This window comes from Pseudomonas jinjuensis, assembly GCF_900103845.1.
Taxonomy (GTDB): Bacteria; Pseudomonadota; Gammaproteobacteria; order Pseudomonadales; family Pseudomonadaceae; genus Pseudomonas; species Pseudomonas jinjuensis.
The window spans coordinates 239,459-263,916 of the sequence record NZ_FNIJ01000004.1 but is presented as its reverse complement, the minus strand read 5'-3'; the positions used below and the strand labels follow the sequence as shown (position 1 = coordinate 263,916).

Sequence of the window (24,458 nt, the reverse complement as noted above, 5' to 3'; positions counted from 1 at the left end):
GGGAAATGGCCTGCGCTTCCAGGCAACTCGGGGTCGAAACCAGGCAACTGCCCCAGTCCAGGCGGACCTATGGTGACGGACCATTCATCCGATCGACCTGGAGCTGTCATGTCCGACTTCATCACCGTCCTGCGCGAAACCTGTCCGACCCCGGTGCTGGACGCCACCAAGTGGAAGCGCATCGGTGGCGACCCGCACACCGTGAACCTCAACGCCTACGTCTCGCAGGACGGCAGCAAGATCATGGGCACCTGGATCTGCACCCCCGGCAAGTTCGAGGTGAACTACGAGAAGTGGGAGTACTGCCACTTTCTCGACGGCTACTGCATCATCACCCCGGAAGGCGAGCAGCCGGTCCACCTGAAGGCCGGCGACGTGTTCGTCATCGAGCCGGGCATGAAGGGCACCTGGGAAGTGGTGGAAACCGTGCGCAAGTATTTCGTCTTCGCCTGACGGACTCGCGTCGGCACAGGGGTGGCCCTAGCGGGCCATCCCGTTCCTCGGCTTGTAGAACAGGAAGCGCCCGCTCTGCGCGGTGCGCAGGTACCGGTCTGCCCAGGCCGGGTGCACGTTGCGGTCATGGAAGTACAGCGCGCCGCCGGTGCGGTCGCGCAGTTACTGGTTCAGCGCCTTGCGCGCGACGTCGGTGGCGAGGCTGTAGCGGTCGTCCTCCACCACCCGGTCGGGGCGGCCGTCGCACCACCAGGAGAACTGGCAGGCGCCGCGCTCCGAACCCTGCTTGACCACCCCGCAGACCGTGCGCGGGAAACCCTCATGCTCCAGGCGATTCATCACCACGCTGGCGACCGCTTCCATGTCCCTGGCCGGAGCGCCCTTGGCTTCCCAGTAGATGGAGCGGGCGAGGCAGGTGATCGGATCGTCCAGCGGCGCCGCACCGGCCGGATCGACGGCCCGGGCTTCGCTGCGGGTGATCGCCTCGCCGGAGGGCGGCGGGACTGCGCCGTCCTTGGCCGCCTGTTCCAGCACCTCGGCCTTGTCCAGCGCGGTTTCGGCTTTCTGCTGCGGGTCGGCGGCGAGTGCCGGGATGGAGAGGAAGAGGGCGGCGAGGCAGATGGCTATCCGGAAAAGACGCATGGCGGTGACTTTCATCGGCGTGTCGCGAACCGATGGCGATTGGCCTGTCTGAATCGACAGCATGGCGGCGAAATCATTCCATTTCGATATCAGGCCTGTTCTACGGGCTATCTGGCGCCACCCTTGTAGGGACGATGCCCGCGACCCGCATTGTTTCGCGGGCATGGCCCGCTCCTACAGGGAGTCCCGCCGCCTCCGGGGGATCGTGCTAGGATCACTCCCCGGCCCCGATTCTTCCGGCCTCGCCAGCATCTGGCGCGGGCCTTCCAGCCGGTCCCAGGCGACCGGTCATCCCACATAGAAGGAAGCAAGCAATGGCTCAAGTCACCCTCAAGGGCAATCCGATCCACGTCGAAGGCCAACTGCCGCAGAAAGGCGCACAGGCTCCGGCGTTCAAGCTGGTCAGCGGCGATCTGGCCGATGTTTCCCTGGAAAGCTTCGCCGGCAAGCGCAAGGTGCTGAACATCTTCCCCAGCGTCGATACCCCGACCTGCGCCACTTCCGTGCGCAAGTTCAATGCCGAGGCGAGCACGCTGGGCAATACCGTGGTGCTGTGCATCTCCGCCGACCTGCCGTTCGCGCAGAAGCGCTTCTGCGGCGCCGAGGGCCTGGAGAACGTGGTGAACCTGTCCACCATGCGCGGCCGTGAGTTCCTCGCCAGCTACGGCGTGGCCATCGCCGACGGCCCGCTGGCCGGCCTGGCCGCCCGTGCGGTGGTGGTGCTGGACGAGAACGACAAGGTGCTGCACAGCGAGCTGGTCGGCGAGATCGCCGACGAGCCGAACTACGCCGCGGCGGTCGCTGCGCTGGGTTGAGCCTTTCGGGACGCGATGGATACGTAGGGTGGATCACGCTCTATCGATCCACCATCGAGGTCGCAGACCTCGCCAAACAGCTCACTATCCGGTTTGGACATGGTGGATGAAAAAGAGCCTCATCCACCCTACATGTCTTCGGTGCTGGGGGTTCCCTCACCCCAGCCCTCTCCCGGAGGGAGAGGGGGCACAACGGTATCGAGAGAAACGCTGTGCCAACCGGCAACTCCGAACGGTCCCCTCTCCCTCTGGGAGAGGGTGAGGGCAATCGCCACGCCAATGTGACGTACCCACGCCCAAACGAAAAAGCCGCGCTATTCAGCGCGGCTTTTTCGTGGGTGGAACAATTGCGATCAGTAGGGCGCGCCCTTGGCGATCCAGGCGCCGATCAGGTTGCGTTCTTCCTGGGTCATCTGGGTGATGTTGCCCAGCGGCATGATCTGCGAGGCGACGGCCTGGGCCTGGATTTTCGGCGCCAGTTGCTGGATCTGCTGCGGAGTGTCGAACATCACGCCGGCCGGGGCGGTGCTGAACAGCGGGCTGGTCGGCTTGGCCGAGTGGCACACGGTGCAGCGTTCCTGGATCACGTGATGAACCTTCTTGAACTCCCCATCGCCACCCGCCGATGCCTGCGCCGGTTGCTCGGCCGGAGCGGCGGCCGGTTCGGCGGGCTTGGCGGCTTCTTCCCTGGCCAGGTCGGCTGCGGTCTTGCCGCCGATGGCGGTGCCCGGCAGCGGCTGGTACTCGACCTTCTCGACCTGCGCGTTGTTGCCGGTGGCGGCGGGCAGGCTGTTGGGGCCGGTGACGAAGGCCAGGGCGATCATGCCGACCGCGCCGGCGGGCAGTGCCCAGGCCATGCCGTTGCCGTTGTGGCGGGTGTTGAAGTAGTGCCGCACGATCACTGCCAGCGCCGCGATGCACGCCAGGATCAGCCAGTTGTAGTGGCTGCCGTAGGTGCTCGGGAAGTGGTTGCTGATCATGATGAACAGCACCGGCAGGGTGAAGTAGTTGTTGTGACGCGAACGCAGCAGGCCCTTGGCCGGCAGCACCGGATCGGGCTCGCGGCCTTCCTCGATCGCCTTAACCAGCGCGCGCTGGGCGGGCATGATCACGCGGAACACGTTGCCGACCATGATGGTGCCGATGATCGCGCCGACGTGCAGGTAGGCGCCGCGGCCGCTGAACACCTGGCTCAGCAGGTAGGCGGCGAGCACCAGCAGGACGAACAGGATTCCGCCGAGCAGGGCAGGGGTCTTGCCGAGGGCGGAGTCGCACAGGGCGGAGTAGATGAACCAGCCGGCGACCAGCGAACCGATGCCGATGGCGACCGCGGCGGCCGGGGCCAGGTCGCTGCCCGGGGCAACCAGGTAGAGCGCCGGGTTCAGGTAGAACACGATGGTCAGCAGGGCTACGCCGGACATCCAGGTGGCATAGGCTTCCCATTTGAACCAGTGCAGGTTGTCCGGCATTTTCGGCGGGGCCAGCTTGTACTTCTCCAGGTGGTAGATGCCGCCACCATGGATCGCCCAGAGGTCACCGGAAAGCCCGTCGCGCGGGTTGACCCGGTTGAGGTTGTTTTCCAGCCAGACGAAGTAGAACGATGCGCCGATCCATGCGATTCCCACGATCATGTGAATCCAGCGGACCAGCAGGTTTAGCCATTCGATGAGATGTGCTTCCACAGTCGTTACCTCTTGCCCAAGCGCCGGCGTCGCGGCGGGTGGGCCTCTCTTATTAGTTTAGTTGGGGGTCGAGAGGAGCAGTTGCTCGTCCTCGGTGAAGAAATGCTCGTCGCAGTTGTTGCCAGAACCGCTGCGATCGACCACCAGGAAGTCATCCCGCTTTTCGATCGTCAGCACCGGGTGGTGCCAGACGCCGCGGTGGTAATTGATGCCCTGCCTTCCGTTGCTCAGGAAGGCGCGGACAAGGCCTGATACCGGTACATCGCCAAGTGGCGCGACCACGATCAGAAAAGGATTGCCGAGCAGCGGAATGAAGGCCTGGCTGCCCAGCGGATGACGCTCCAGCATGCGGATGCGCAAGGGCATCTCCAGTGCCTCGGCGCTGAAGATGCTGATGATCGCCCTGTCTTCGGGCTGGGCGGTCTCCACCGTGGCGAGCTTGTGATAGCGGCGGGTGGAACCGTTGTTGATCATGAAATAGTCGCTGCCTTCGGTTTCGATCACATCACCGAACGGGGCGAAGGCTTCCTTGGTCAACGGCTCGATCTTCAGGGTACGCATGGCTGGTCTACTTGTTCGTTGTATGTCCCCCTCTCCCTCTGGGAGAGGGCTGGCTTCTTACTTCGCCACCTTGCCGAACAGGCGCAGACGGCTGACGCCACCGTCCGGGAAGATGTTCAGGCGCACGTGGGTGATCGGGCCGAGTTCCCTGATCTGCTCGACGAAGGTGTGCTCCTCGTGCATCTGCAGCTTCTGGCTCGGCAGCAGTTCGCGCCAGTACAGGCTCTGGGTCTCGATCTGGCCGTCGGTGCCGCCTTTCACGAAGGCGCCCTGGATGCTGCAGCTTTCCGGGTAGTTGCCCTTGAAGTGCAGGGTGTCGACGACGATCTTCTCGACGATGCCGGCATGGCCCAGGGCGACGATCACCCAGTCGTTGCCCGGAGTGCGGCGGCGGCCGGTTTCCCAACCGTCGCCCATGTTCACGCCACGGCCCGGGTTGAGGATGTTGCTCATGCGGCCGAAGTGCTCGTCGGAGCAGGCGAGGGCGCGGCCACCGTTGAGGGCGGCGGCGAGGTCGACCTGTTCGTTCGGGTTCTGCCTGGCCCAATCGCGGAACGGGATGCCGTAGACGCGCAGGCGGGCGACGCCGCCGTCCGGATAGATGTTCAGGCGCAGGTGGGTGTAGGGACGGTCGTCGTTGATTTCGTGGTAGTGGTGGCTGTTGCCCTTCAGTTCGACGGAGGACAGCACCTCGGTCCATTGGGTGTCTTCGTTCGGGTCGCCTTCCACGCAGAAGCAGCCATCCAACGAGGCGGACGGCGGGAAGTTGCCGGTGAAGAAGCTGGTGTCGATGTCCACGCCCTTGATCGAGCCCGGCACGCCCAGGCGGATCACCGCGTTGTCGTAGCCTTCGAAGCGCTTGCGGCGGGATTCCCAGCCGTCCATCCACTTGCCGTTGTCGTCGAACACGCCTTCCTTCCACACCGGCGCTGCGGCCTGCAGCATGCGGCTGGCGGCGGCGAACCACTCGTCGGTGACGCTGATCACCTTGCTCCCCAGGCGGTCGTCCGCCAGGTTGACGAATTTCTCGAAGGGAGCGTTGTAGGTTCTCATCTTGTTCTCCTTGGTTCTTGTCTTTCTGTAGGAGCGAGCTTGCTCGCGAATATTCCAGAGAGCTTCGCGAGCAAGCTCGCTCCTACGGTCGTCATGTGCGGGTGTTCAGAGCTGCTGCAGACGGAACATCGCGATCTTGTTGATCTCCGCCAGCGCGGTCTGGAATTCCTGTTCCGGCGTGTTGTGGATGCGTTCCTCGAAGGCCGCGAGGATCTGGTGCCGGTTGCTGCCCTTCACCGCCTTGATGAAGGGGAAGCCGAACTTCGCCTTGTAGGCATCGTTGAGTTCGGTGAAGCGGGCGAACTCCTCGGCGGTGCAGTCCTGGATGCCGGCACCGGCCTGTTCGGCGGTGCTGGAAGCGGTCAGCTCGCCGCGGATGGCGGCCTTGCCGGCGAGGTCCGGGTGCGCGTTGATCAGTGCCAGCTGCGCTTCGTGGCTGGCGGACAGCAGGATGTCGGCCATGCGCTGCTGCAGGCTCTCGATCTCGTTCAGGCTGTCGTCCACGCCCAGGTCGTAGGCCTTCTCGGCGACCCACGGCGAGTGCTCGTAGATGTCGGCGAAGGCGGCGACGAAGGCGGCGCGGTCGAGGCTGGCCGGGGTCAGGGTCTGGAAGCGGCTCATGCCTTGTTCTCCTGGGCCTGGAAGGGATGATTCTCGTGCCAGTGCCTGGCGATATCGACGCGGCGGGCGATCCACACCTTCTCGTGGCTCTTCACGTACTCGATGAAGCGTGCCAGCGAGGCCAGGCGCGCCGGGCGGCCGAGCAGGCGGCAGTGCATGCCGATGGAGAGCATCTTCGGCGCGCCTTCCACGCCTTCGGCGTAGAGCACGTCGAAGGCGTCCTTCAGGTACTCGAAGAAGTCGTCGCCCTTGTTGAAGCCCTGCACTTGGGTGAAGCGCATGTCGTTGGTGTCCAGGGTGTAGGGGATCACCAGGTGCGGCTTCTCGGCGGTGCTCGCCGGGTCCCAGTAGGGCAGGTCGTCGTCGTAGGTGTCGGAGTCGTAGAGGAAGTTGCCGTCCTCGCGCACGATGCGGCGGGTGTTCGGGCCGAGGCGGCCGGTGTACCAGCCCTGCGGGCGCTCGCCGGTCAGTTCGGTGAGGATGCGCACGGCCTCGAACATGTGCTCGCGCTCCTCGGCCTCGTCCATGTACTGGTAGTCGATCCAGCGGTAGCCGTGGCTGCAGATCTCGTGGCCGTCGGCGACCATCTGGCGGATCGCCTCGGGATGGCGCTGGGCGGCCATGGCCACGGCGAACACGGTCAGCGGCAGGTCATGCTTCCTGAACAGCTTGAGCAGGCGCCACACGCCGGCACGGCTGCCGTACTCGTACAGCGACTCCATGCACATGTTGCGCTCGCCCTTGAGCGGCTGGGCGGCGACCATCTCGGAGAGGAAGGCTTCCGACTCCTGATCGCCATGCAGGATGCAGCGCTCGCCGCCTTCCTCGTAGTTGAGCACGAAGGACAGGGCGATACGCGCCTCGCCCGGCCAGTGCGGATGGGGTGGGTTGTTGCCGTAGCCGATCAAGTCGCGGGGGTAGTCTGCGCTCACAGCGATGTTCCTTGTTGTGGTTGGCGACCTGCGCTGGACCGGTGGGGCGGTGTGCGCAGCCGTGATGGGCTTATTGTATACAATGTGAATAGCGATCTGTAAATACAATCTGCAACGCTAAATGTGCTTTCCGTTGTCGCCGCCGGGACCCCCGGTTCGGCCGGCGATCCGCGCCATATATGTGCTGGGAACAGATTGGAGTGCGGGGGAGAGCGAAGCGGGAGTACGCGATTTGGAAAATTTAGCGATATTTTTGTATACAAAAACTCGATTCGTTTCGTATATTCGCTCCACGGCCAGCCGCTGGCCACTGTCACCACCGGATCAACTACGTAAGGAGGAAGGCATCCGCCGGATCGCCGGCAATGCCGAAAGCCCATGGGACGCTTGACGACGCATGTACTGGATTCCGCCCACGGCTGCCCCGGCCATGGGATCAAGATCGAGCTGTACCGCGTGGAAGGCCAGCAGCTGGAGCTGATCGCCACCCGCGTGACCAACGACGACGGCCGCGTCGACGAGCCGCTGCTGCAGGGCGACGACTTCCGCGCCGGCGTCTACCAGCTGCTGTTCAATGCCGGCGACTACTACCGTGGCCGTGGCGTCGAGCTGCCGACCCCGGCCTTCCTCGACCAGGTGGTGCTGCGCTTCGGCATCGCTTCCGAGGCCGATCACTACCATGTGCCGCTGCTGATCTCTCCTTACAGCTACTCGACCTATCGCGGCAGCTAGCGCCTGCGACCGACACCCCCGGACTCTTCGTGGAGTCTCCCTCGGCCCGCCTTTTGGCGGGTCTTTTTTTTTCGCGGGCGGTTTGTTGGATCCCCGCGTTCGCGGGGAAGACGGAGTTCCCATGGTTCCCACGCTCCTGCGTGGGAACGATCAGAATCCCCGCCATTGTTCTGTTTTCACGAACACTCAAGTCTCCGAAACCGCGATTGTTGCTATCCCTGACGGGCTGTAGCTTCGACTCGCCAGCCAGCGCTCCGCGCGGCCTCCGGCACCGGCTCAAACAAGAACAAGGTAAAAAGCCATGCCCGTCAGCAAGCCCTCGCTTGTACGGCGTCTGTTCGTCCCCGCGGCGATCGGCGCAACCCTCGTATCACCCCTGGCATTCGCCGAAGGCGGCGATCCCAGCGGCTCGTTGTTCCGCAGCCTGTTCGGCGACAGCCTCGAACGCGACCATGGCATCAAGGTCCACGGCTGGGCGCAGGCCGGCTGGATCTACAACGACAACGGCAGCGACGACGTCAGCAAGCAGGCCTTCTTCAACGACGACGAAGGTTTCAACCTCAACCAGTTCGCCCTGGCCGTGGAGAAGGCGCCGAAGAGCAACGTGGTCGGCCGCGTCGGGCCGTTCCCCGGGCCGATGCCGCAGGAGGCCGACTGGGGCTTCAACGTCACCGCGCTGTACGGCCAGGACGCGCGCTTCTTCAAGACCTACGGCTGGGACGAGGACCTCGGCGTCAACCGCTCCGCCGATCCGGACGACGAGAACTTCGTCATCGCCCAGGCGTATCTCGACTTCTACTTCCCGGTGCTCGGCGGCTCGGACCTGATGGTCGGCATCTTCCACACGCCGCTGGAGAACGAGATCGGCTTCGCCCTCGGCAGCCCGGCGCCGGCGGATTTCTACAGCCACACCTATTCCTTCATGCACGGCCCGGCCAAGCACGCCGGCGCGCTGTACTCGTTCAAGCTGCCGCAGGAGGAGGGCCGCAGCATGCTCGGCTTCGAGCTGGGCCTGGTGCAGGGCTGGAACAACCTGCAGGACCCCAACGGCGACCCGGACGTGATCGCCAACGTTCGCTGGCGTTCGGCCGACTTCCGCACCTGGATCGACTGGGAAAACATCTATGGCAACGGCTCCGGCGACAGCTTCCCGGAATGCGCCTGCGGCTCGCCGATCCCCGCCGGCACCGAGAAGGATGACCTGACCCGCTACGAGTCCTACCTGACCCTCAGCCACCAGCTGGACGACAGGAACCGCGTGGCCGTGGAGCTGAACTACGGCTACCAGGAAGACGCCGCCTTCGCGGCCTTCGCCGACGAGCGCGACGGCCGCTGGTACGGCACCGACCTCAACTGGTACCACCGCCTCAGCCCGACCCTGATGTGGAACAGCCGCGCCGAGTGGTTCCACACCACCGCGCCGGTGCACGTGGTGATGGCCAACATCGATCCCGAGACCGGCATCCCCGACCCGAGCTGGGGCAACTTCTACGGCTTCACCACCAATCTGGCCTGGACGCCGGTCCCCAACGTGCGCCTGCGCCCCGAGCTGCGCTACGACATCCACAACGGCAGCGGCCGCGATGCCTTCGGCGATGGCGAAGAGGATCGCCAACTGGTCGGCTCCTTCGACGTCACTTTCTTCTTCTGATCCTGACCGCGAGGTCCCCCACATGAACGACAAGAAACTGCCCGGCGGCCTGAGCCGCCGCGACTTCCTGCGCGCCACTGGCGCGGTCGCCGGCGCCGCCGTGCTCGCCAACCTGCCGGGCGCTCCGGCCTTCGCCGGCGAGAAGGTCATCCGCATCGGCTACGTCAGCCCGCAGACCGGCCCGCTGGCGCCGTTCGCCGCCGCCGACCGCTTCATCATCGACGGCATCGGCCAGCTGCTGAAGAACCGCATCGACATCGCCGGCAAGTCCTACCGCCTGGAGATCATCGTCAAGGACAGCCAGTCCAACCCCAACCGCGCGGCGCAGGTGGCGAGCGAGCTGATCCTCTCCGATGGGGTCGACCTGATGCTGGTGTCGTCCACCCCGGAAACCACCAACCCGGTGTCCGACCAGTGCGAGATCAACGAGGTGCCGTGCATCTCCACCGTCGCGCCGTGGCAGCCGTGGTTCTTCACCCGTGGCGGCGATCCGGCGCAGGGCTTCGAGTGGACCTACCACTTCTTCTGGGGTCTGGAGGACGTGATCGGCGCCTACACCGCGATGTGGGAGGAACTGCCGGGCAACAAGGTGATCGGCGGGCTGTTCCCCAACGATGGCGACGGCAACGCCTGGGGCGACGGCAAGCTGGGCTTCCCGCCGGTGCTGGCGCAGAAGGGCTTCCAGCTGGTCGATCCGGGGCGCTTCCAGAGCCTGACCGACGACTTCTCCGCGCAGATTTCCGCGTTCCGCAAGGCCGAGGCGGAGATCGTCACCGGCGTGGTGATCCCGCCGGACCTCGCCACCTTCTGGACCCAGGCGCGCCAGCAGGGCTTCCGGCCGAAGGTAGTGTCGGTGGGCAAGGCGCTGCTGTTCCCCTCCGCGGTGCAGACGCTGGGCTCGGCCGGGCACAACCTGTCCACGGAAATCTGGTGGAGCCCGAACCATCCGTTCGCCTCGTCGCTGAACGGGCAGAGCTCCGCGCAACTGGCCGCGGGCTACACCCAGGCCACCGGAAAGCAGTGGACCCAGCCGCTGGGCTTCGTCCATGCGCTGTTCGAGCTGGCGGTGGACATCCTTCGCCGCACCCCGGAGATCGGCAATCCGGCGGCGGTGCGCGACTCGCTGCTGGCGACCCGGCTGGATACCGTGGTCGGCCCGGTGAGCTGGAAGAACGGTCCGGTGAAGAACGTCGCCAAGACCCCGCTGGTGGCCGGGCAGTGGCGCCAGAGCGGGAAGTTCGGCTACGACCTGGTGATCACCGCCAACCGCACCGCGCCGAACATCCCGCTGGGTGGCGAGATGCAGCCCATCGTCTACGGGAGTTGAGCCATGCAAGCGCTACTCAGCGTCGACGGCCTGCACAAGCGCTACGGCGCGCTGACCGTCACCGAAGACATGAGCCTCAGTCTCGCCCCCGGCGAGGCGCTGGGCATCATCGGGCCGAACGGCGCCGGCAAGAGCACGCTGTTCAACCTGATCGCCGGCGGCGTGCGGGCGGATGCCGGGAGCATCCGTTTCGCCGGCGCCGACGTCACCCGCGAACCGGTGCACCGGCGCTGCCGCCTGGGCATCGGCCGCTCGCACCAGATTCCGCATCCCTTCGTGAAGATGACGGTGTTCGAGAACCTGCTGGTGGGCGCGGCCTTCGGTGGCGACGAGCACGAGAAGGGCGCCGCCGAATGGTGCGCCCATGTGCTGGAGATCACCGGGCTGATGCGCAAGGCCAATGTCCTCGCCGGCGCGCTGACCCTGCTGGAACGCAAGCGCCTGGAAATGGCCCGCGCGCTGGCGACCCGGCCGCGCCTGCTGCTGCTAGACGAGATCGCCGGTGGCCTGACCGAGGCCGAGTGCCACGCGCTGGTGGAGACCATCCAGGGCATCCACAGGGGCGGCACCGCGATCATCTGGATCGAGCACATCGTCCACGCGCTGCTGGCGGTGGTCGGCCGCCTGCTGGTGATCAACTTCGGCCGCAAGCTGGACGAAGGCGAACCGCACGCGGTGATGGCCAACCCGAAGGTGCAGGAAATCTACATGGGCATGGGGAGCGCGGCATGCTGAACGTCCAACGACTGCGCGCCGGCTACGGCGACTTCCAGGCGCTGTTCGACCTCGACCTGAATCTGGAAGAGGGCGAAACCCTGGCGATCATCGGCTCCAACGGGGCCGGAAAATCCACCTTCCTGCGCTCGCTGGCCGGGCTGATTCGCAACGACGCCGAGGCGATCCGCTTCCGTGGCGAGGCCATCGGCGCGCTGCCGGCCAACCGCGTGGTACAGCGCGGCATCGCCCTGGTGCCGGAGGGGCGCAAGCTGTTCCCCTCGCTGACGGTGGAGGAAAACCTGCTGATCGGCGCCTGGGGCGGGCGCAAGGGTGCCTGGGATGTGCAGCGGGTGTACAAGCTGTTCCCGGTGCTCGGCGAGGTGCGCAAGCGGCCGGGCACGGCGCTGTCCGGCGGGCAGCAGCAGATGGTGGCCATCGGCCGTGCGCTGATGTCGAACCCACAGCTGCTGCTCTGCGACGAGATCAGCCTGGGCCTCGCGCCGACCACCATCAAGGACATCTACGCCGCGCTGCCGTCGATCAAGGCCGACGGCATCTCGGTGATCCTCGTCGAACAGGACATCAACCAGGCGCTCAGCGTCGCCGACCGTTTCTACTGCTTCCAGGAGGGGCGCGTGTCGCTCTCCGGACGGCCCGCCGAGGCGAGCCGCGAGCAGATCCGGGCGGCCTACTTCGGAATCTAGATATGGACTGGTTCAATACCCTCGTTCAGGGCGTCCTGCTGGGCGGCCTCTACGCCATGTTCGCCGTCGGCCTGTCGCTGATGTTCGGCATCATGCGCCTGGTCAACATCGCCCACGGCGACTTCATCGTCCTCGCCGCCTACCTGGCGCTGGTCATCACTTCGGGCCTCGGCCTGTCGCCGCTGGCGAGCCTGGCGCTGGTGGTGCCGGGTATGTTCGCCCTCGGCTACCTGCTGCAGCGCGTGCTGCTCAACCGCACCCTGGGGGGCGACATCCTGCCGCCGCTGCTGGTGACCTTCGGCCTCTCCATCGTGGTGCAGAACGCGCTGCTGGCGTGGTTCAGCGCCGACAGCCGCAAGCTGACGCAGGGCGAACTGGAAGTCGCCAGCCTCAGCCTCGGCGAGCTCAGCGTCGGCGCGATGCCGCTGCTGGTGTTCGCCAGCGCGGTGCTGGTGATCGGCGGGCTGCAGCTGCTGTTCTACCGCACGGCGCTGGGCCGCGCCTTCCGTGCCACCTCGGACGATCCGCAGACCGCGCGGCTGATGGGCATCGACAACAGCCACCTGTTCGGCCTCGCCATGGCCTTGGCGATGGCGGTGGTGTCCATCGCCGGGGTGTTCCTCGCCATCCGCACCAGCTTCGACCCGGCGGTCGGCCCGGCGCGGCTGCTCTACGGTTTCGAGGCGGTGATCATCGGCGGTCTCGGCAGCCTGTGGGGCACGCTGGCCGGCGGGGTGATCCTCGGCGTCGCCCAGGCGGTGGGCGCGCGCATCGATCCGGGCTGGCAGATCCTCGCCGGCCACCTGGTGTTCCTGCTGATCCTGATCGTCCGCCCGCGCGGACTGTTCCCCCGGAGTGTCGACTGATGAATGCGATGAACCCGATCTGGCGGGTGGAACGGACCACCCGCAGCAGCGATATCGGCCTGGGCCTGCTCACGGCCTTGCTGGCGCTGCTGATCTCCCTGCCGTTCTGGGCCGGCGCGGCGCTGCAGCACGCGGTGATCGAATTCGCCTACTACCTGGCGCTGGCGCAGCTGTGGAACCTGCTGGCCGGCTATGGCGGCATGGTTTCGGTGGGGCAGCAGGCGTTCGTCGGCCTCGGCGGCTACCTGCTGTTCGTCCTCGCCGGCAAGCTCGGCCTGCCGCCGCTGCTGTCGCTGGCACTGGCCGGCGTGCTGGTGGGGGCGCTGGCGGTGCCTTCGGCGCTGTTGCTGTTCCGCCTGCGCGGTGCCTACTTCGCCATCGGCACCTGGGTGCTGGCGGAGGTGTTCCGCCTCGGCCTGGCGCAGGTCGGCAGCCTCGGCGGCGGCTCCGGGCAGAGCCTGCCGGCGGCGGTGATCAGGCGCATCGGCGCCAGCCGGGACGAGCGCGAACTGGTGCTGTACTTCACCGCGCTGGCCATCGCCGTGGCGGTGATGGCGGCGATGTTCCTCCTGCTGCGCTCGCGCCAGGGCCTGGCGCTGACGGCGATCCGCGATTCCGAGGCGGCGTCCGGCAGCCTCGGGGTGAACACCTTCCGCACGCGGCTGATGGTCTACGTCGTGGCCGCGGCCGGCACCGGCGTGGTCGGCGCGCTGATCTTCCTGCAGAAGCTGCGCATCTCCCCGGACGCCGCCTTCAGCGTGCAGGACTGGACCGCGGCGGTGATCTTCATCGTCATCATCGGCGGCATCGGCACCCTCGAAGGCCCGCTGATCGGCACCCTGATCTACTTCGCCCTGCGCGCCTGCTTCGCCAGCTATGGGCCGCTGTACATGATCATCCTCGGCAGCGTGGCGGTGCTGATGATGCTCAAGGCGCCCCAGGGCGTGTGGGGGCTGGTGAGCGAGCGCTATGGGTGGCAGTTGTTGCCGATGCGGAGGAAGCTGCGAGCTCTGCCGTGACCGCAACGTAGGGTGGATCACGCTCCACCGATCCACCATGGCCGCGCATGCGGCCCCGGAATGGTGGATGAAAAAAGCCTCATCCACCCTACGGAACTTTCTGCGTTCGGCTCCCGGGGCACGGCGGGTTGCACCCGCCCTACATGTGCACACCGCGTAGGGCGGGTGTCATCGTTCCCACGCTCCCGCGCGGGAATGCATCCGAGGACGCACCTTCGTCATCGCTCCCACGCCGGCTAGACTCCGCTCTGGCCGGCGTTCGCGCTTTCACGAGAACAACAATCGGAGGTAGTACCCATGGACCGCCTGCTCAGCATCGAGGCGTTCGTCCGCGTGGCGGAGACCGGCAACTTCGCCAAGGCCGCGCAGCAACTGGGCGTGACCCGCTCGGTGATCACCAACCGCATCCAGCAGCTGGAGCAGTTCATCAACGCGCCACTGTTCCACCGCAGCACCCGCCATGTGCGCCTGTCCGAGGTCGGCGAGACCTTCTACAAGGAATGCGCCGACATGGTCGCCAGCTTCAACACCCTCACCGAGCACATGCGCGACCTGCGCGCCAAGCCCACCGGCAAGCTGCGCGTGCAGATGCTGCCGGGCTTCGCGGTGGGGCATTTCGGGCGGATGCTGGCGGAGTTCACCGAGCAGTACCCGGACATCGAGATCGACATCGTGGTCAACGACCGGGTGGTCGATCCCATCGAGGAGGGCTTCGACGTCGCCTTCCAGATGTTCCCGCCCCAGGCCGAGACGCTGATCGAGCGCAAGCTGTTCAGCGTGCGCCGGCTGTTCTGCGCCTCGCCCGAGTACTTCGACCGCTTCCCCGTGCCGCAGCATCCCGGCGAGCTGATGCAGCACCGCATCGCCCTCTACGCCGGCTACCCGTCGCGCAACCGCTGGCAGTTCAGCCACGGCGACGAGACCATCGAGCTGAACCTGCCGGGGCAGGTGCGCTCCAACTCCGTCCACCTGCTGCGTGACTTCGCCCTGACCGGTTCGGCGCTGGTCTGCCTGCCGACCCTGGTGGCCGGCCGTGACCTGGAGATCGGCAGCCTGCTGCCGGTGCTCACCGACTATTCGCTGTCGTCGTTCAGCTTCTCCGCCGTCTATCCCGCCACCCAGCGCCGCGCGCTGAAGGTGCGCACGCTGATCGACTTCCTGGTGGAACACATCGCCGGCGAGCCCGCCTGGGACCGGCCGCTGCTGGAGAAGGGCTGGGTGCGCTGACTTCGCAACCTTTGTTCGCGATTCGCGAACACTCAAGTCGTACCGCGTGTGATTGTTGGGACGGGGCAACACCCTTACCTTGTTCCCAACGACTACAACAACAAAACGGTGAACGACATGAGTGCCGCATTCCGTACTGTCTTCGGAACCCTCGACGACTACCGCAAGGGCTCCATCGAACTGGTGAAGGGCGAGGCCTCCCACTACGCCTTCTCCAACGTCTTCGAAGTCGCCGAGAAATCTCCCGCCTACGAGAAGTCGGTGGTCGGCCTGAACCTCGGCTACGTGATCGAGGTGCTGCGCGCCGAAGGCCAGTCCCCCTGGTTCACCTGCGCCCACGACGAATTCGCCATCGTCATGGACGGCGAGGTGCGCATCGACTTCCTCAAGCTCGACCAGCCGCTGAGCGAAGGCGAGGGCACCCGCCTCGCCGGCGAACAGCCCAAGGGCCGGCCGATGGGCTACGTCCTGCTCAAGCGCGGCCACCAGGCGCTGTTGCCGGCCGGCAGTGCCTACCGCTTCGAGAGCGCGCGCCCCGGCGTGATCCTGCAGCAGACCATCCAGGGCCCGCTCTCCGTCGAGAAGTGGGCGGATATCTGCTTCAAGTAAGCCATTACAAGAACAAGGAGACCCTCACCATGGCCATGCCCGAATCCCTCGAACCGACCCAGGCCTTCGCCATCGACGAAGTCGAAGCCAGCCAGCCCGACGCCGTCACCGGCTACCGCAGCTTCCGCCTCGGCGCCTTCACCCTTTCCCGCGACGAATACTTCGCCCGCATCGAGTGGCCGGCCAAGGGCCAGGTCCGCTCGCACCTGATCCCCGCCGACGCCTTCCTGCGGGCCACCATGCGCGACGTGGCCTGGGGTTTCTTCTACGGCTGGGTGAACTTCGACCAGGTGATCGGCACCCGCAACCACTACGGCAAGGTCGACCTCTACGCCGGCACCTTCAACGGCGTGCTGAAGGAGGCGGGCGTCGACTACATCGAGCAGTTCGAGACGCCGAAGATCATGGCCACCTTCAAGGCCATCCTGCGCGACTGGACCAACGCCGGCTTCGATCCCTTCGCCGCGCCGGAGGAAACCGGCAGCGCCTTCGGCCGCAAGAACGGCGACAACATCGAAGCCATCGAGCGCTTCCGCATCGCCACCAAGCGCATGCCGGGCCTGCCGGGCGATTCGCCGCTGCGCGACGACCTGCCGGTGAACCGCCAGTTCCTCGACGTGCCCCAGGACGAGCCGGAAGTCCACGCCGCCGAAGGCTTCGAGGGCGAACTGCACGCCATCAACCTGTTCAAGTACCTGTCGCGCTCCGATGTGACCTGGAACCCCTCGGTCAGCTCGGTGTGCAAGGCCAGCCTGTTCTGCCCGACCACCGAGGAATTCATCCTCCCGGTGTTCCACGGCAACGACCGCGTCGAGTGGTTCCTGCAGCTGTCCGACGAGATCGTCTGGGATGTCGCCGACAAGGACGACGGCACCCCGCGCGCCCGCCTGACCATGCGCGCCGGCGACATCGCGGCGATGCCCGCGGACATCCGCCACCAGGGCTACTCGACCAAGCGCTCGATGCTGCTGGTGTGGGAGAACGCCACGCCGAACCTGCCGCAGCGGTATGAGAGCGGGGAGCTGAAGCCGTATCCGGTCGAGTTCTGAGCGGGGTTTGCCCTCACCCCGGCCCTTTCCCAGAGGGAGAGGGGGTAGTCGGTGCGAGATTGGGCTCCGTCGTTTCCCTTCACTCCGGAACGGTCCCCTCTCCCTTTGGGAGAGGGTTAGGGTGAGGGAACCCTTCACGCCGTAATTTCCATTCAAATCCTCACGCCATCGAGCTCTGCCGGTGGCGCACGGAGAGCTTTACCCATGCAAAACCAACTGTTCATCGACGGCCGCTTCGTCCCCGCCCTGAAAGGCGGCGAGATCGACGTGCTCAATCCCGCCGACGGCTCGCTGATCACCCGCATCGCCGCCGCCGAGGCGGAGGACGTGGACCTGGCGGTAGCCGCCGCGCAACGCGCCTTCCCGGCCTGGGCGGCATTGCCGGCTGCGGCGCGCGGGCTGCTGCTGCTGAAGCTGGCCGACGCCATCGAGGCCAACGCCGAGGAACTGGCGCAACTGGAGTCGCTGGACACCGGCCACCCGCTGCGCGACTCGCGCAACCTCGACGTGCCGCGCACCGCCGCCTGCTTCCGCTACTTCGGCGGCATCGCCGACAAGATCGAGGGTTCGGTGATCCCGGTCGAGGCGGGCTTCCTCAACTATGTGCAGCGCAAGCCGGTCGGCGTGGTCGGGCAGATCGTGCCGTGGAATTTCCCGCTGATGTTCACCAGCTGGAAGATGGGCCCGGCGCTGGCCGCCGGCAACACGGTGGTGATCAAGCCGTCGGAGATCACCCCGCTGTCGACCCTGCGCATCGCCGAGCTGATGAAGGAAGTCGGCTTCCCGGATGGCGTGGTCAACGTGGTGCCCGGCTACGGCCACAGCGCCGGCCAGCGTCTGGCCGAGCATCCGGAGGTGGGCAAGATCGCCTTCACCGGCTCCACCGCCACCGGCCGCCGCATCGTCGAGGCCTCCGCCGGCAACCTCAAGCGCGTACAGCTGGAGCTGGGCGGGAAGGGTGCCAACATCGTCTTCGAGGACGCCGACCTGAACGCGGCGATCAATGGCGCAGCCTGGGCGATCTTCCACAACCAGGGCCAGGCGTGCATCGCCGGCTCGCGGCTGATTCTCCACGAGCGCATCGCCGACGACTTCCTCGGCCGCTTCGTCGAGCTGGCGAAGTCGATCCGCCTGGGCAACCCGCTCGACCCGAACACCGAAATGGGCCCGCTGACCTCCGCGCTGCACCGCGACCGCGTGCTGGCCTACGCGGAAGTGGCGAAGCAGGAGGGCGGGCGCATCCTCACCGGCGGCAAGGCGCCGGACGATCCGGCGCTGGCCGGCGGCTACTACGTCGAGCCGACCATAGTCGAGGCCAGGCCCAGCGACCGCGTGGCGCAGGAAGAAGTCTTCGGTCCCTTCGTCACCGTGCTGCGCTTCTCCAGCGACGAGGAAGCGCTGGCGATCGCCAACGGCACCGCCTACGGCCTCGGCAGCGGCCTCTGGACTCGCGACCTGCAGCGCGCCCACCGCATGGCCGAGCGCATTCACGCCGGCATGTGCTGGATCAACTGCTACAAGCGGGTCAGCCCCGGCAGCCCGTTCGGCGGCGTCGGCCAGTCCGGCTACGGCCGCGAGATGGGCTTCGAGGCGATCCACGACTACACCGAGGCGCGTTCGGTGTGGGTCAACGTCGACGCGCAGATTCCTCCCCACTTCAAGCGCTGAGGGCCGGCCATGAACTCCTTCATCTACCAGGGCACGCCGAGCCGCGTGGTGTTCGGCAACGGTTCCCTCGCCAGTCTGGGCGAGGAAATCCAGCGTCTCGGCGCGAAGCGCGCGCTGATCCTCACCACGCCGGAACAGCGGCCGCTGGGCGAGCGCGTCGCCGCGCTGATCGGTGAGCGCAGCGCCGGGGTCTATGCCGAGGCGGTGATGCACGTACCGCTGGAAGTCGCCCAGGCCGCCCGCGCCGAGGCCGCGCGCCTCGGCGCCGACTGCTGCGTGGCGGTGGGCGGCGGCTCGACCATCGGGCTGGGCAAGGCCATCGCGATGGATTCCGGCCTGCCGATCCTCGCCATCCCGACCACCTACGCCGGTTCGGAGATGACGCCGATCTACGGCCTCACCGAGAACCGCCTGAAGAAGACCGGCCGCGACCCGCGCGTGCTGCCGAAGACGGTGATCTACGACCCGCAGCTGACCCTCAGCCTGCCGGCCGGCATATCCGCCGCCTCCGGGATGAATGCCATGGCCCACGCCGTGGAAGCGCTCTACGCGCAGGACGCCAACCCCATTGTCACCCTGATGGCCGAGGAATCGATCCGCGCCCTGGCCGGCTCGCTGCCGGCGGTGGTGGCCGATCCGCAGGACGAGGACGCGCGGGCGCGGGCGCTGTACGGTGCCTGGCTGGCGGGCATCTGCCTGGGTTCGGTGGGCATGGCGATCCACCACAAGCTCTGCCACACCCTCGGCGGCACCTTCAACCTGCCCCATGCGCAGGCCCACGCTATCGTCCTGCCGCATGCCGCGCACTACAACCGCGAGGCCGCCGCCGAACCCCTGACCCGCGCCGCGCGGGCGCTGGGTGGCGAGCGGGCGGAGGAGGTGGGGCCGCTGCTGTACGCGCTGAACCGCAAGCTGGGCATCCCGCTGGCCCTGGAACAGATCGGCCTGCCCCCGGAAGGCCCGGCGGAAGCCGCCCGCATCGCCTGCGCCAGCCCCTACTACAACCCGCGGCCGTTCGAGCAGGAGGCCATCGAGGCGCTGCTGGAGCGGGCGCGGGTGGGGTTGGGGCCGGCGTGACGTCCCCGGAGGCGCGAGCTTTTGTAGGAGCGGGCCATGCCCGCGATAGAAAGGTACGGGAACAACGACAATGAACACCCCCGAATCGAAGATCACCGCCCAGGCCATCGCCAGCTTCGCCGCCGCACCCAATCCGCGTGTGCGCCAGTTGGTCCAGAACCTGGTCCGCCACCTGCATGCCTTCGCCAGCGAAGTCGAGCTGACCGAGGCCGAATGGTTCGAAGGCATCCGCTTCCTCACCGAGACCGGGCAGATGTGCGACGGCCTGGTGCGCCAGGAATTCATCCTGCTCTCCGACGTGACCGGCCTTTCCATGCTGGTCGATGCCATCAACCATCGCTGCGCCGACACGGTCACCGAGAGCACGGTGTTCGGTCCGTTCTACATCGCCGGCATGCCTGAGCGTGCCCATGGCGAGAACATGGCCTTCAGCCCCGGCGTGCCGGCGCTGGTCAGCGGCCGCGTGCTGGACGAGCAGGGCGCGCCCATCGCCGGGGCGACGCTGGACGTCTGGCAGACCGCCGAGAACGGCATGTATTCCGGCCAGGATACGGACCAGCCCCACGGCAACCTGCGCGGCCGCTATCGCACCGACGCGGAAGGCCGCTACGCGATCCGCACCATCATCCCGGTGAGCTACCCGATTCCCACCGACGGCCCGGTCGGCCGCCTGCTGGAAGCCACCGGCCGGCACCCGTGGCGCCCGGCGCACCTGCATTTCATGATCGAGGCGCAAGGGCGGCGCACGCTGGTCACCCATCTGTTCAACCACGACGATCCGTACCTGGATTCCGACGCGGTGTTCGGCGTCAAGGACTCGCTGCGGGTGGTCTACCAGCCCTGCACGGCGGATCACCCGCTGGCAGGGGAATTCGACTTCCCCGGCGATTTCCGCCTCGCCGAGTACGACTTCGTGCTGGAGCGTTCATGAACCAGTACTTCGCCGTCTTCGCCACCGACCGGCCCGGACAGCACAGCCTGCGCCAGAGCATCCGCCCGGCGCACCGCGAACACCTGCGCGATCCCTACCCGCACCCGGTGGTGGTGCGCCTCGGCGGGCCGACGCTGTGCAGCGAGGACGGCCAGATGAACGGCTCGCTGCTGGTGGTGGAAGCCGCCACGCTGGCCGATGTTCAGGCCTTCATCGACGACGATCCCTACGTGCGCGCCGGCATCTTCGAACGCGTCGAGATCCGCCCGTGGAACTGGGGCCTGGGCAATCCGGAACTGCGGGGCTGAGCCATGGGCGAAATCGTTCTCTGCGCCATCCACGACATCCAGGACGGCGGCGCCCGCGCCCTGGAAGCCACCCTCGACGGCAAGCCCACCGCCCTGGTCGCGGTGCGCCGGGGCGAGGACGTGTGGGTCTACCGCAACCGCTGCCCGCATTTCTCCGTGCCGCTGGACTTCAACCCCGGCGAATTCAACACCTACCGCGGCCAGGTGCTGATGTGCGCCCACCACAGCGCGCTGTTCCGCTTCGAGGACGGCCTGTGCATCGACGGCCCCTGCCAGGGTGCGAGCCTGGAACCGCTGCAGGTGCGGCGGGAGGGTGACGGGGTGGTGCTGGTGTAGGCGGGCTTCGCGCGTATGGAACGCCTGCGGATCGCCAGGACGCCAGACCTGTAGGGTTCGGATAACTCCGTACGCATTCCACCCCCGCCATGCCCGCGAAACAATGCCCGCACCGTCGCACGACAAAAAAGCCCCGGCCTACCGCACGGGGCTTTGTCGCATGGCGCGACCAGGATGGCTGATGCGCTATTGCCGATCGAGGAAGCCCTGGATCAGCCGGTTGACCTCGTCGGCCGCTTCCATCTGCACCATGTGCGCCTGGCCGGGGAGGATGTGCACCTCGGCGTCCAGGCCCTGGGCGTGGCGGGCCGGAATGATGGCGTCGGCGTCGCCCCAGATCACCAGCGCCGGATGGCGGCCGCCTTCCAGCACGCCGCTCAGGTCGATCTGCTGGCGGCCAGCGGCGAACAGCGTGCCGGCCAGTTGGCGCAGCGCCGAATCGACGCCTTCCAGACGCTTGTACCTGAGCATGTCCTCGAGCATCTGCCGGTTCACCAGGCCGGGATCGGAGAACAGTTGCACCAGTTGCGGCTTCAGCGCGTTGCGGTTGGCCGCGTCGACGAAGCCCTGCAGGTAGTCGCCATTGATCTCCACGCCGAGGCCGGCGCTGCCGATCAGGGTCAGCGAAGCCACCCGCTGCGGCGCCAGGCGCGCGGCGTTGAGCGATACCGCGCCGCCCATGGAATGCCCGACCAGATGGGCGCGCTCGATATCGAGATGATCGAGCAAAGCCAGAACCGCGCCGCTCAGTTCGTCGAGGTCGCCACGCTGCAGCGTCTTGCCTGACTCGCCATGGCCCGGCAGATCGAGCGCGATGACCCGGCGCTCCGCCGCCAGCACTTCGTGATTGAACAGCCAGTTGTTCAGGTCGCCGCCGAAACCATGCACCAGCAGCACGGGCGTGCCGCCTTCGCCGCGGTCGAAGTAGCGGATGGTGCGGCCGTCCAGTTCGACCTTCTGCGGCGCCGGACCGGCCGACTCGGCGTCGTCGCCGCCGGGAACGAATTCGGCCTGGAAGCGTTCCACCACGGCATCGATCTCCGCCTCGCCGGCCTCGCCCTCGACCACCACGGCGAGCAGCGCGCCCACCGGCAGGGTTTCGTCTTCCTGGGCCACGCGGCGGCGCAGGGTGCCGGAGAAGGGCGCCTCGACGCTGCTGGAGATCTTGTCGGTCTCCACGTCGACCACCGCTTCGCCTTTCTCGATGGCGTCGCCTTCCTGCTTCAGCCAGCAGTCGATGCGGCCCTCGGTCATCGACAGGCCCCACTTGGGCATGGTCAGGGTATGGATCTGGCTCATGCGACCTTCCTCCCCTTGGCGATCTTCAGCACCGCCGCCTCGATCTTCACGGCATTGGGGATGTAGAGGTCTTCCAGGGTGTCGGTGAAGGGCACCGGCGTATGCGGCGCGGTGACCAGCTCGATGGGCGCCTGCAGCGAGGAGAACGCCTTCTGCGCCACCAGGGCGGCGATATCGGTGGCCATGGAGCAGCGCGGGTTGGCTTCGTCGATCACCACCAGGCGGCCGGTCTTTTCCACGCTTTCGAGGATGCTGTCCTCGTCCAGCGGGCTGGTGGTGCGCAGGTCCAGCACTTCGCAGGAGATGCCCTGGCGCGCCAGGCTGGCGGCGGCGTCCATGGCGAGGTGGACCATGCGTCCGTAGGTCACCAGGGTCACGTCGTCGCCGTCGCGGAGGAAGTTGGCTTCGCCGAACGGCACGGTATAGGACTCTTCCGGCACCTCGCCCTGCATGCTGTAGAGCAGCTTGTGTTCGCAGAAGATCACCGGGTCGTTGTCGCGGATCGCCTGGATCAGCATGCCTTTGGCGTCGTACGGCGACGACGGGCAGACCACCTTCAGGCCGGGGATGTGCGTCCACATCGAGGTGAGCATCTGCGAGTGCTGGGCGGCGGCGCGCAGGCCGGCGCCGACCATGGTGCGGATCACCAGCGGGGTGACCGCCTTGCCGCCGAACATGTAGCGGAACTTGGCGGCCTGGTTGAGGATCTGGTCCAGGCAGCAGCCGATGAAGTCGACGAACATCAGCTCGCACACCGGGCGCATGCCACGGGTAGCCGCGCCGACCGCGGCGCCGACGTAGCCGATCTCGGACAGCGGAGTGTCCAGCACGCGGCCGGGGAACTGGTGATAGAGGCCCTTGGTGACCCCGAGCACGCCGCCCCAGGCGTCCTGCTCGCCGGGAGCACCGGCGCCGCCGGCGTTGTCTTCGCCCATGATGAAGACGCTGGGGTCGCGGCGCATTTCCTGGGCCAGGGCTTCGTTGATGGCCTGCTGGTAGGTGATTTTTCTAGCCATGGTGGTTCTCCGATTGTTCTTGTAGGTATTCAGGGCGTCAGGGGTAGGAGACGTACACGTCAGTGAGCAGCTCCGCCGGCTCCGGCTTCGGATCGCTCTTGGCCCGGCGCACGGCGTCCTCGATCTGCCGTTCCACTTCCTCGTCGATCTGGTCGAGCTGGGCGGCACTGAGCAGGCCCGAAGCGGTGGTGCGTTCGCGGAACTGCTTCAGGCAGTCGACGGTTTCGCGGAAGCGCTTCACTTCGTCCGGAGCGCGGTAGGTCTGGGCGTCGCCCTCGAAGTGGCCGTAGTAGCGGGTCAGCTTCACCTCGACCAGCGACGGGCCTTCGCCGTTGCGGGCGCGCTCGATGGCGGCGCCGGCGGCTTCGTGCACGGCGAAGAAGTCGAAGCCGTCCACCGTCACGCCGGGCATGCCGAAGCCGGCGGCGCGGTCGGCGATGTCGGCGCAGGCCACCGACCAGTTGGCGGCAGTGGCTTCGGCGTAGCCGTTGTTCTCGGCGATGAACAGGCAGGGCAGGTTCCATACCGAGGCGAGGTTCATCGCCTCGAATACCGCGCCCTCGTTGGAGCCGCCGTCGCCGAAGAAGCATACCGCCACGCCACGGGTGCCCTTCATCTTCGCCGCCAGCGCGGCACCGGCAGCGAGCGGGGCGCCGGCGCCGACGATGCCGTTGGCGCCGAGCATCCCCTTGGACAGGTCGGCGATGTGCATCGAGCCGCCCTTGCCGTGGCAGACGCCGGTCTTCTTGCCGTAGATCTCGGCCATCATCCCGTGCACGTCCACGCCCTTGGCGATGCAGTGGCCGTGGCCGCGGTGGTTGGAGGAAATGCAGTCCTCGTCGTTCAGGTGCGCCATCACCCCGGCGGCGGAGGCTTCCTCGCCGGCGTAGAGGTGGACGAAGCCGGGAATCTCGCCGGTGGCGAACTCCACGTGCAGGCGTTCCTCGAAGACGCGGATGGTGCGCATCACGCGGTAGGCGTGCAGAAGCTGCTCGGTATTCAGCGAAGTGGACATCTTGTTGTTCTCCAGGGTTTGTCTCATCGGCGGCCTCGACGGGCCGTACCTGGAGCAGAGCAACGCCGGTGCCAGCGGCGGCGTGTCGATGCGCAGATCCCCGGGCTAGAGGGCTTCCCGGGGATTTCGGCGACCCCGCTGACGGGCA

25 protein-coding genes and 1 pseudogene are annotated in these 24,458 nt (G+C 66.9%); 17 read left to right on the top strand and 9 right to left on the bottom strand.

Annotated features, from left to right (window positions below; translation table 11 throughout):
• Positions 1 to 108: 108 nt before the first annotated feature.
• On the top strand, positions 109 to 453 hold the full coding sequence (locus BLR75_RS07575; RefSeq protein WP_084311803.1) for a cupin domain-containing protein: 345 nt from the start codon (positions 109 to 111) through the stop codon (positions 451 to 453).
• 27 nt (positions 454 to 480) lie between these two features.
• Here the strand turns inward: BLR75_RS07575 and BLR75_RS07570 are convergent.
• Positions 481 to 1,095 (bottom strand): annotated as a pseudogene (locus BLR75_RS07570) (cell wall hydrolase).
• A gap of 314 nt (positions 1,096 to 1,409) precedes the next feature.
• On the opposite strand from BLR75_RS07570, the gene tpx reads away from it, so the two are divergent.
• On the top strand, positions 1,410 to 1,910 hold the full coding sequence (gene tpx / locus BLR75_RS07565; protein WP_084311804.1) for a thiol peroxidase: 501 nt from the start codon (positions 1,410 to 1,412) through the stop codon (positions 1,908 to 1,910).
• 353 nt (positions 1,911 to 2,263) lie between these two features.
• On the opposite strand, the gene BLR75_RS07560 is transcribed toward tpx, so the two are convergent.
• From BLR75_RS07560 to puuE, 5 genes are all read right to left on the bottom strand, one after another.
• Positions 2,264 to 3,592, bottom strand: coding sequence for a urate hydroxylase PuuD (locus BLR75_RS07560; RefSeq protein ID WP_084311805.1), 1,329 nt, complete (start codon positions 3,590 to 3,592; stop codon positions 2,264 to 2,266).
• Positions 3,593 to 3,649: 57 nt separating this feature from the next.
• Positions 3,650 to 4,153, bottom strand: coding sequence for an ureidoglycolate lyase (locus BLR75_RS07555; protein WP_084311806.1), 504 nt, complete (start codon positions 4,151 to 4,153; stop codon positions 3,650 to 3,652).
• Positions 4,154 to 4,210: 57 nt separating this feature from the next.
• Positions 4,211 to 5,206, bottom strand: a complete 996-nt coding sequence (gene alc, locus BLR75_RS07550; protein WP_084311807.1) for an allantoicase — start codon at positions 5,204 to 5,206, stop codon at positions 4,211 to 4,213.
• Positions 5,207 to 5,311: 105 nt separating this feature from the next.
• Positions 5,312 to 5,827, bottom strand: a complete 516-nt coding sequence (gene uraD, locus BLR75_RS07545) for a 2-oxo-4-hydroxy-4-carboxy-5-ureidoimidazoline decarboxylase (protein ID WP_084311808.1) — start codon at positions 5,825 to 5,827, stop codon at positions 5,312 to 5,314.
• Positions 5,824 to 6,759 carry an allantoinase PuuE gene (gene puuE / locus BLR75_RS07540; protein WP_084311809.1) on the bottom strand — a complete coding sequence of 312 codons (936 nt, stop codon included), beginning with the start codon at positions 6,757 to 6,759 and terminating at the stop codon, positions 5,824 to 5,826. The genes uraD and puuE overlap by 4 nt, the downstream gene beginning before the upstream one ends.
• Positions 6,760 to 7,137: 378 nt before the next feature.
• Between puuE and uraH the strand changes: the two genes are divergently transcribed.
• From uraH to BLR75_RS07465, 15 genes are all read left to right on the top strand, one after another.
• Entirely contained in the window at positions 7,138 to 7,491 is a 354-nt protein-coding gene (uraH, locus tag BLR75_RS07535) for a hydroxyisourate hydrolase (protein ID WP_084311810.1), read from the top strand.
• A 301-nt stretch (positions 7,492 to 7,792) separates the two neighbouring features.
• The gene (locus BLR75_RS07530) at positions 7,793 to 9,142 is read left to right on the top strand and encodes an outer membrane beta-barrel protein (RefSeq protein ID WP_084311811.1); all 1,350 of its coding nucleotides are present in this window, start codon (positions 7,793 to 7,795) and stop codon (positions 9,140 to 9,142) included.
• Between the two features lie 22 nt (positions 9,143 to 9,164).
• Positions 9,165 to 10,469, top strand: coding sequence for an ABC transporter substrate-binding protein (locus tag BLR75_RS07525; protein WP_084311812.1), 1,305 nt, complete (start codon positions 9,165 to 9,167; stop codon positions 10,467 to 10,469).
• A gap of 3 nt (positions 10,470 to 10,472) precedes the next feature.
• A complete protein-coding gene (locus tag BLR75_RS07520) occupies positions 10,473 to 11,204 on the top strand; it encodes an ABC transporter ATP-binding protein (RefSeq protein ID WP_084311813.1) in 732 nt (243 codons plus the stop codon).
• Positions 11,198 to 11,890, top strand: a complete 693-nt coding sequence (locus BLR75_RS07515) for an ABC transporter ATP-binding protein (RefSeq protein WP_084311814.1) — start codon at positions 11,198 to 11,200, stop codon at positions 11,888 to 11,890. The genes BLR75_RS07520 and BLR75_RS07515 overlap by 7 nt, the downstream gene beginning before the upstream one ends.
• A 2-nt stretch (positions 11,891 to 11,892) precedes the next feature.
• Positions 11,893 to 12,756 carry a branched-chain amino acid ABC transporter permease gene (locus tag BLR75_RS07510; RefSeq protein ID WP_084311815.1) on the top strand — a complete coding sequence of 288 codons (864 nt, stop codon included), beginning with the start codon at positions 11,893 to 11,895 and terminating at the stop codon, positions 12,754 to 12,756.
• Complete coding sequence (locus BLR75_RS07505) at positions 12,756 to 13,775, top strand: branched-chain amino acid ABC transporter permease (protein ID WP_084311816.1); 1,020 nt, start codon at positions 12,756 to 12,758, stop codon at positions 13,773 to 13,775. The genes BLR75_RS07510 and BLR75_RS07505 overlap by 1 nt, the downstream gene beginning before the upstream one ends.
• A gap of 297 nt (positions 13,776 to 14,072) precedes the next feature.
• Positions 14,073 to 15,002, top strand: a complete 930-nt coding sequence (locus BLR75_RS07500) for a LysR family transcriptional regulator (RefSeq protein ID WP_084311817.1) — start codon at positions 14,073 to 14,075, stop codon at positions 15,000 to 15,002.
• Positions 15,003 to 15,119: 117 nt separating this feature from the next.
• Complete coding sequence (locus tag BLR75_RS07495) at positions 15,120 to 15,611, top strand: cupin domain-containing protein (RefSeq protein WP_084311818.1); 492 nt, start codon at positions 15,120 to 15,122, stop codon at positions 15,609 to 15,611.
• 29 nt (positions 15,612 to 15,640) lie between these two features.
• Positions 15,641 to 16,660 (top strand): hydroxyquinol 1,2-dioxygenase, encoded by a 1,020-nt coding sequence (locus BLR75_RS07490; protein ID WP_084311819.1) that lies wholly within the window; start codon positions 15,641 to 15,643, stop codon positions 16,658 to 16,660.
• Between the two features lie 204 nt (positions 16,661 to 16,864).
• Positions 16,865 to 18,328 carry an aldehyde dehydrogenase family protein gene (locus BLR75_RS07485; RefSeq protein ID WP_084311820.1) on the top strand — a complete coding sequence of 488 codons (1,464 nt, stop codon included), beginning with the start codon at positions 16,865 to 16,867 and terminating at the stop codon, positions 18,326 to 18,328.
• A 9-nt stretch (positions 18,329 to 18,337) separates the two neighbouring features.
• Entirely contained in the window at positions 18,338 to 19,405 is a 1,068-nt protein-coding gene (locus BLR75_RS07480; RefSeq protein WP_084311821.1) for a maleylacetate reductase, read from the top strand.
• A 70-nt stretch (positions 19,406 to 19,475) separates the two neighbouring features.
• Positions 19,476 to 20,336, top strand: coding sequence for an intradiol ring-cleavage dioxygenase (locus tag BLR75_RS07475; RefSeq protein ID WP_084311822.1), 861 nt, complete (start codon positions 19,476 to 19,478; stop codon positions 20,334 to 20,336).
• The gene (locus BLR75_RS07470) at positions 20,333 to 20,644 is read left to right on the top strand and encodes a YciI family protein (RefSeq protein WP_084311823.1); all 312 of its coding nucleotides are present in this window, start codon (positions 20,333 to 20,335) and stop codon (positions 20,642 to 20,644) included. Before BLR75_RS07475 ends, BLR75_RS07470 begins: the two co-directional genes overlap by 4 nt.
• 3 nt (positions 20,645 to 20,647) lie before the next feature.
• Complete coding sequence (locus tag BLR75_RS07465; RefSeq protein WP_084311824.1) at positions 20,648 to 20,980, top strand: Rieske (2Fe-2S) protein; 333 nt, start codon at positions 20,648 to 20,650, stop codon at positions 20,978 to 20,980.
• Between the two features lie 186 nt (positions 20,981 to 21,166).
• On the opposite strand, the gene BLR75_RS07460 is transcribed toward BLR75_RS07465, so the two are convergent.
• The 3 genes from BLR75_RS07460 to BLR75_RS07450 are packed head-to-tail and all read right to left on the bottom strand — an operon-like array spanning position 21,167 to position 24,310.
• Positions 21,167 to 22,279, bottom strand: a complete 1,113-nt coding sequence (locus BLR75_RS07460) for an acetoin dehydrogenase dihydrolipoyllysine-residue acetyltransferase subunit (protein WP_084311825.1) — start codon at positions 22,277 to 22,279, stop codon at positions 21,167 to 21,169.
• On the bottom strand, positions 22,276 to 23,295 hold the full coding sequence (locus BLR75_RS07455) for an alpha-ketoacid dehydrogenase subunit beta (protein ID WP_084311826.1): 1,020 nt from the start codon (positions 23,293 to 23,295) through the stop codon (positions 22,276 to 22,278). Before BLR75_RS07455 ends, BLR75_RS07460 begins: the two co-directional genes overlap by 4 nt.
• Before the next feature lie 37 nt (positions 23,296 to 23,332).
• Positions 23,333 to 24,310: a thiamine pyrophosphate-dependent dehydrogenase E1 component subunit alpha gene (locus BLR75_RS07450; RefSeq protein WP_084311935.1), complete on the bottom strand. Its 978-nt coding sequence runs from the start codon at positions 24,308 to 24,310 to the stop codon at positions 23,333 to 23,335.
• Between the last annotated feature and the right edge of the window lie 148 nt (positions 24,311 to 24,458).

Bases quoted from the DNA above. Each gene is read 5' to 3' on its own strand.
- BLR75_RS07465 (WP_084311824.1), top strand. From the start codon at position 20,648: ATGGGCGAAATCGTTCTCTGCGCCATCCACGACATCCAGGACGGCGGC.
- uraD (WP_084311808.1), bottom strand. From the start codon at position 5,827: ATGAGCCGCTTCCAGACCCTGACCCCGGCCAGCCTCGACCGCGCCGCC.
- BLR75_RS07470 (WP_084311823.1), top strand. From the start codon at position 20,333: ATGAACCAGTACTTCGCCGTCTTCGCCACCGACCGGCCCGGACAGCAC.
- BLR75_RS07515 (WP_084311814.1), top strand. From the start codon at position 11,198: ATGCTGAACGTCCAACGACTGCGCGCCGGCTACGGCGACTTCCAGGCG.
- BLR75_RS07460 (WP_084311825.1), bottom strand. From the start codon at position 22,279: ATGAGCCAGATCCATACCCTGACCATGCCCAAGTGGGGCCTGTCGATG.
- BLR75_RS07485 (WP_084311820.1), top strand. From the start codon at position 16,865: ATGCAAAACCAACTGTTCATCGACGGCCGCTTCGTCCCCGCCCTGAAA.
- BLR75_RS07455 (WP_084311826.1), bottom strand. From the start codon at position 23,295: ATGGCTAGAAAAATCACCTACCAGCAGGCCATCAACGAAGCCCTGGCC.
- BLR75_RS07510 (WP_084311815.1), top strand. From the start codon at position 11,893: ATGGACTGGTTCAATACCCTCGTTCAGGGCGTCCTGCTGGGCGGCCTC.
- uraH (WP_084311810.1), top strand. From the start codon at position 7,138: ATGGGACGCTTGACGACGCATGTACTGGATTCCGCCCACGGCTGCCCC.
- BLR75_RS07495 (WP_084311818.1), top strand. From the start codon at position 15,120: ATGAGTGCCGCATTCCGTACTGTCTTCGGAACCCTCGACGACTACCGC.
- BLR75_RS07530 (WP_084311811.1), top strand. From the start codon at position 7,793: ATGCCCGTCAGCAAGCCCTCGCTTGTACGGCGTCTGTTCGTCCCCGCG.
- tpx (WP_084311804.1), top strand. From the start codon at position 1,410: ATGGCTCAAGTCACCCTCAAGGGCAATCCGATCCACGTCGAAGGCCAA.
- BLR75_RS07525 (WP_084311812.1), top strand. From the start codon at position 9,165: ATGAACGACAAGAAACTGCCCGGCGGCCTGAGCCGCCGCGACTTCCTG.
- BLR75_RS07520 (WP_084311813.1), top strand. From the start codon at position 10,473: ATGCAAGCGCTACTCAGCGTCGACGGCCTGCACAAGCGCTACGGCGCG.
- BLR75_RS07450 (WP_084311935.1), bottom strand. From the start codon at position 24,310: ATGTCCACTTCGCTGAATACCGAGCAGCTTCTGCACGCCTACCGCGTG.
- BLR75_RS07575 (WP_084311803.1), top strand. From the start codon at position 109: ATGTCCGACTTCATCACCGTCCTGCGCGAAACCTGTCCGACCCCGGTG.
- BLR75_RS07505 (WP_084311816.1), top strand. From the start codon at position 12,756: ATGAATGCGATGAACCCGATCTGGCGGGTGGAACGGACCACCCGCAGC.
- BLR75_RS07500 (WP_084311817.1), top strand. From the start codon at position 14,073: ATGGACCGCCTGCTCAGCATCGAGGCGTTCGTCCGCGTGGCGGAGACC.
- BLR75_RS07555 (WP_084311806.1), bottom strand. From the start codon at position 4,153: ATGCGTACCCTGAAGATCGAGCCGTTGACCAAGGAAGCCTTCGCCCCG.
- BLR75_RS07475 (WP_084311822.1), top strand. From the start codon at position 19,476: ATGAACACCCCCGAATCGAAGATCACCGCCCAGGCCATCGCCAGCTTC.
- BLR75_RS07490 (WP_084311819.1), top strand. From the start codon at position 15,641: ATGGCCATGCCCGAATCCCTCGAACCGACCCAGGCCTTCGCCATCGAC.
- alc (WP_084311807.1), bottom strand. From the start codon at position 5,206: ATGAGAACCTACAACGCTCCCTTCGAGAAATTCGTCAACCTGGCGGAC.
- BLR75_RS07480 (WP_084311821.1), top strand. From the start codon at position 18,338: ATGAACTCCTTCATCTACCAGGGCACGCCGAGCCGCGTGGTGTTCGGC.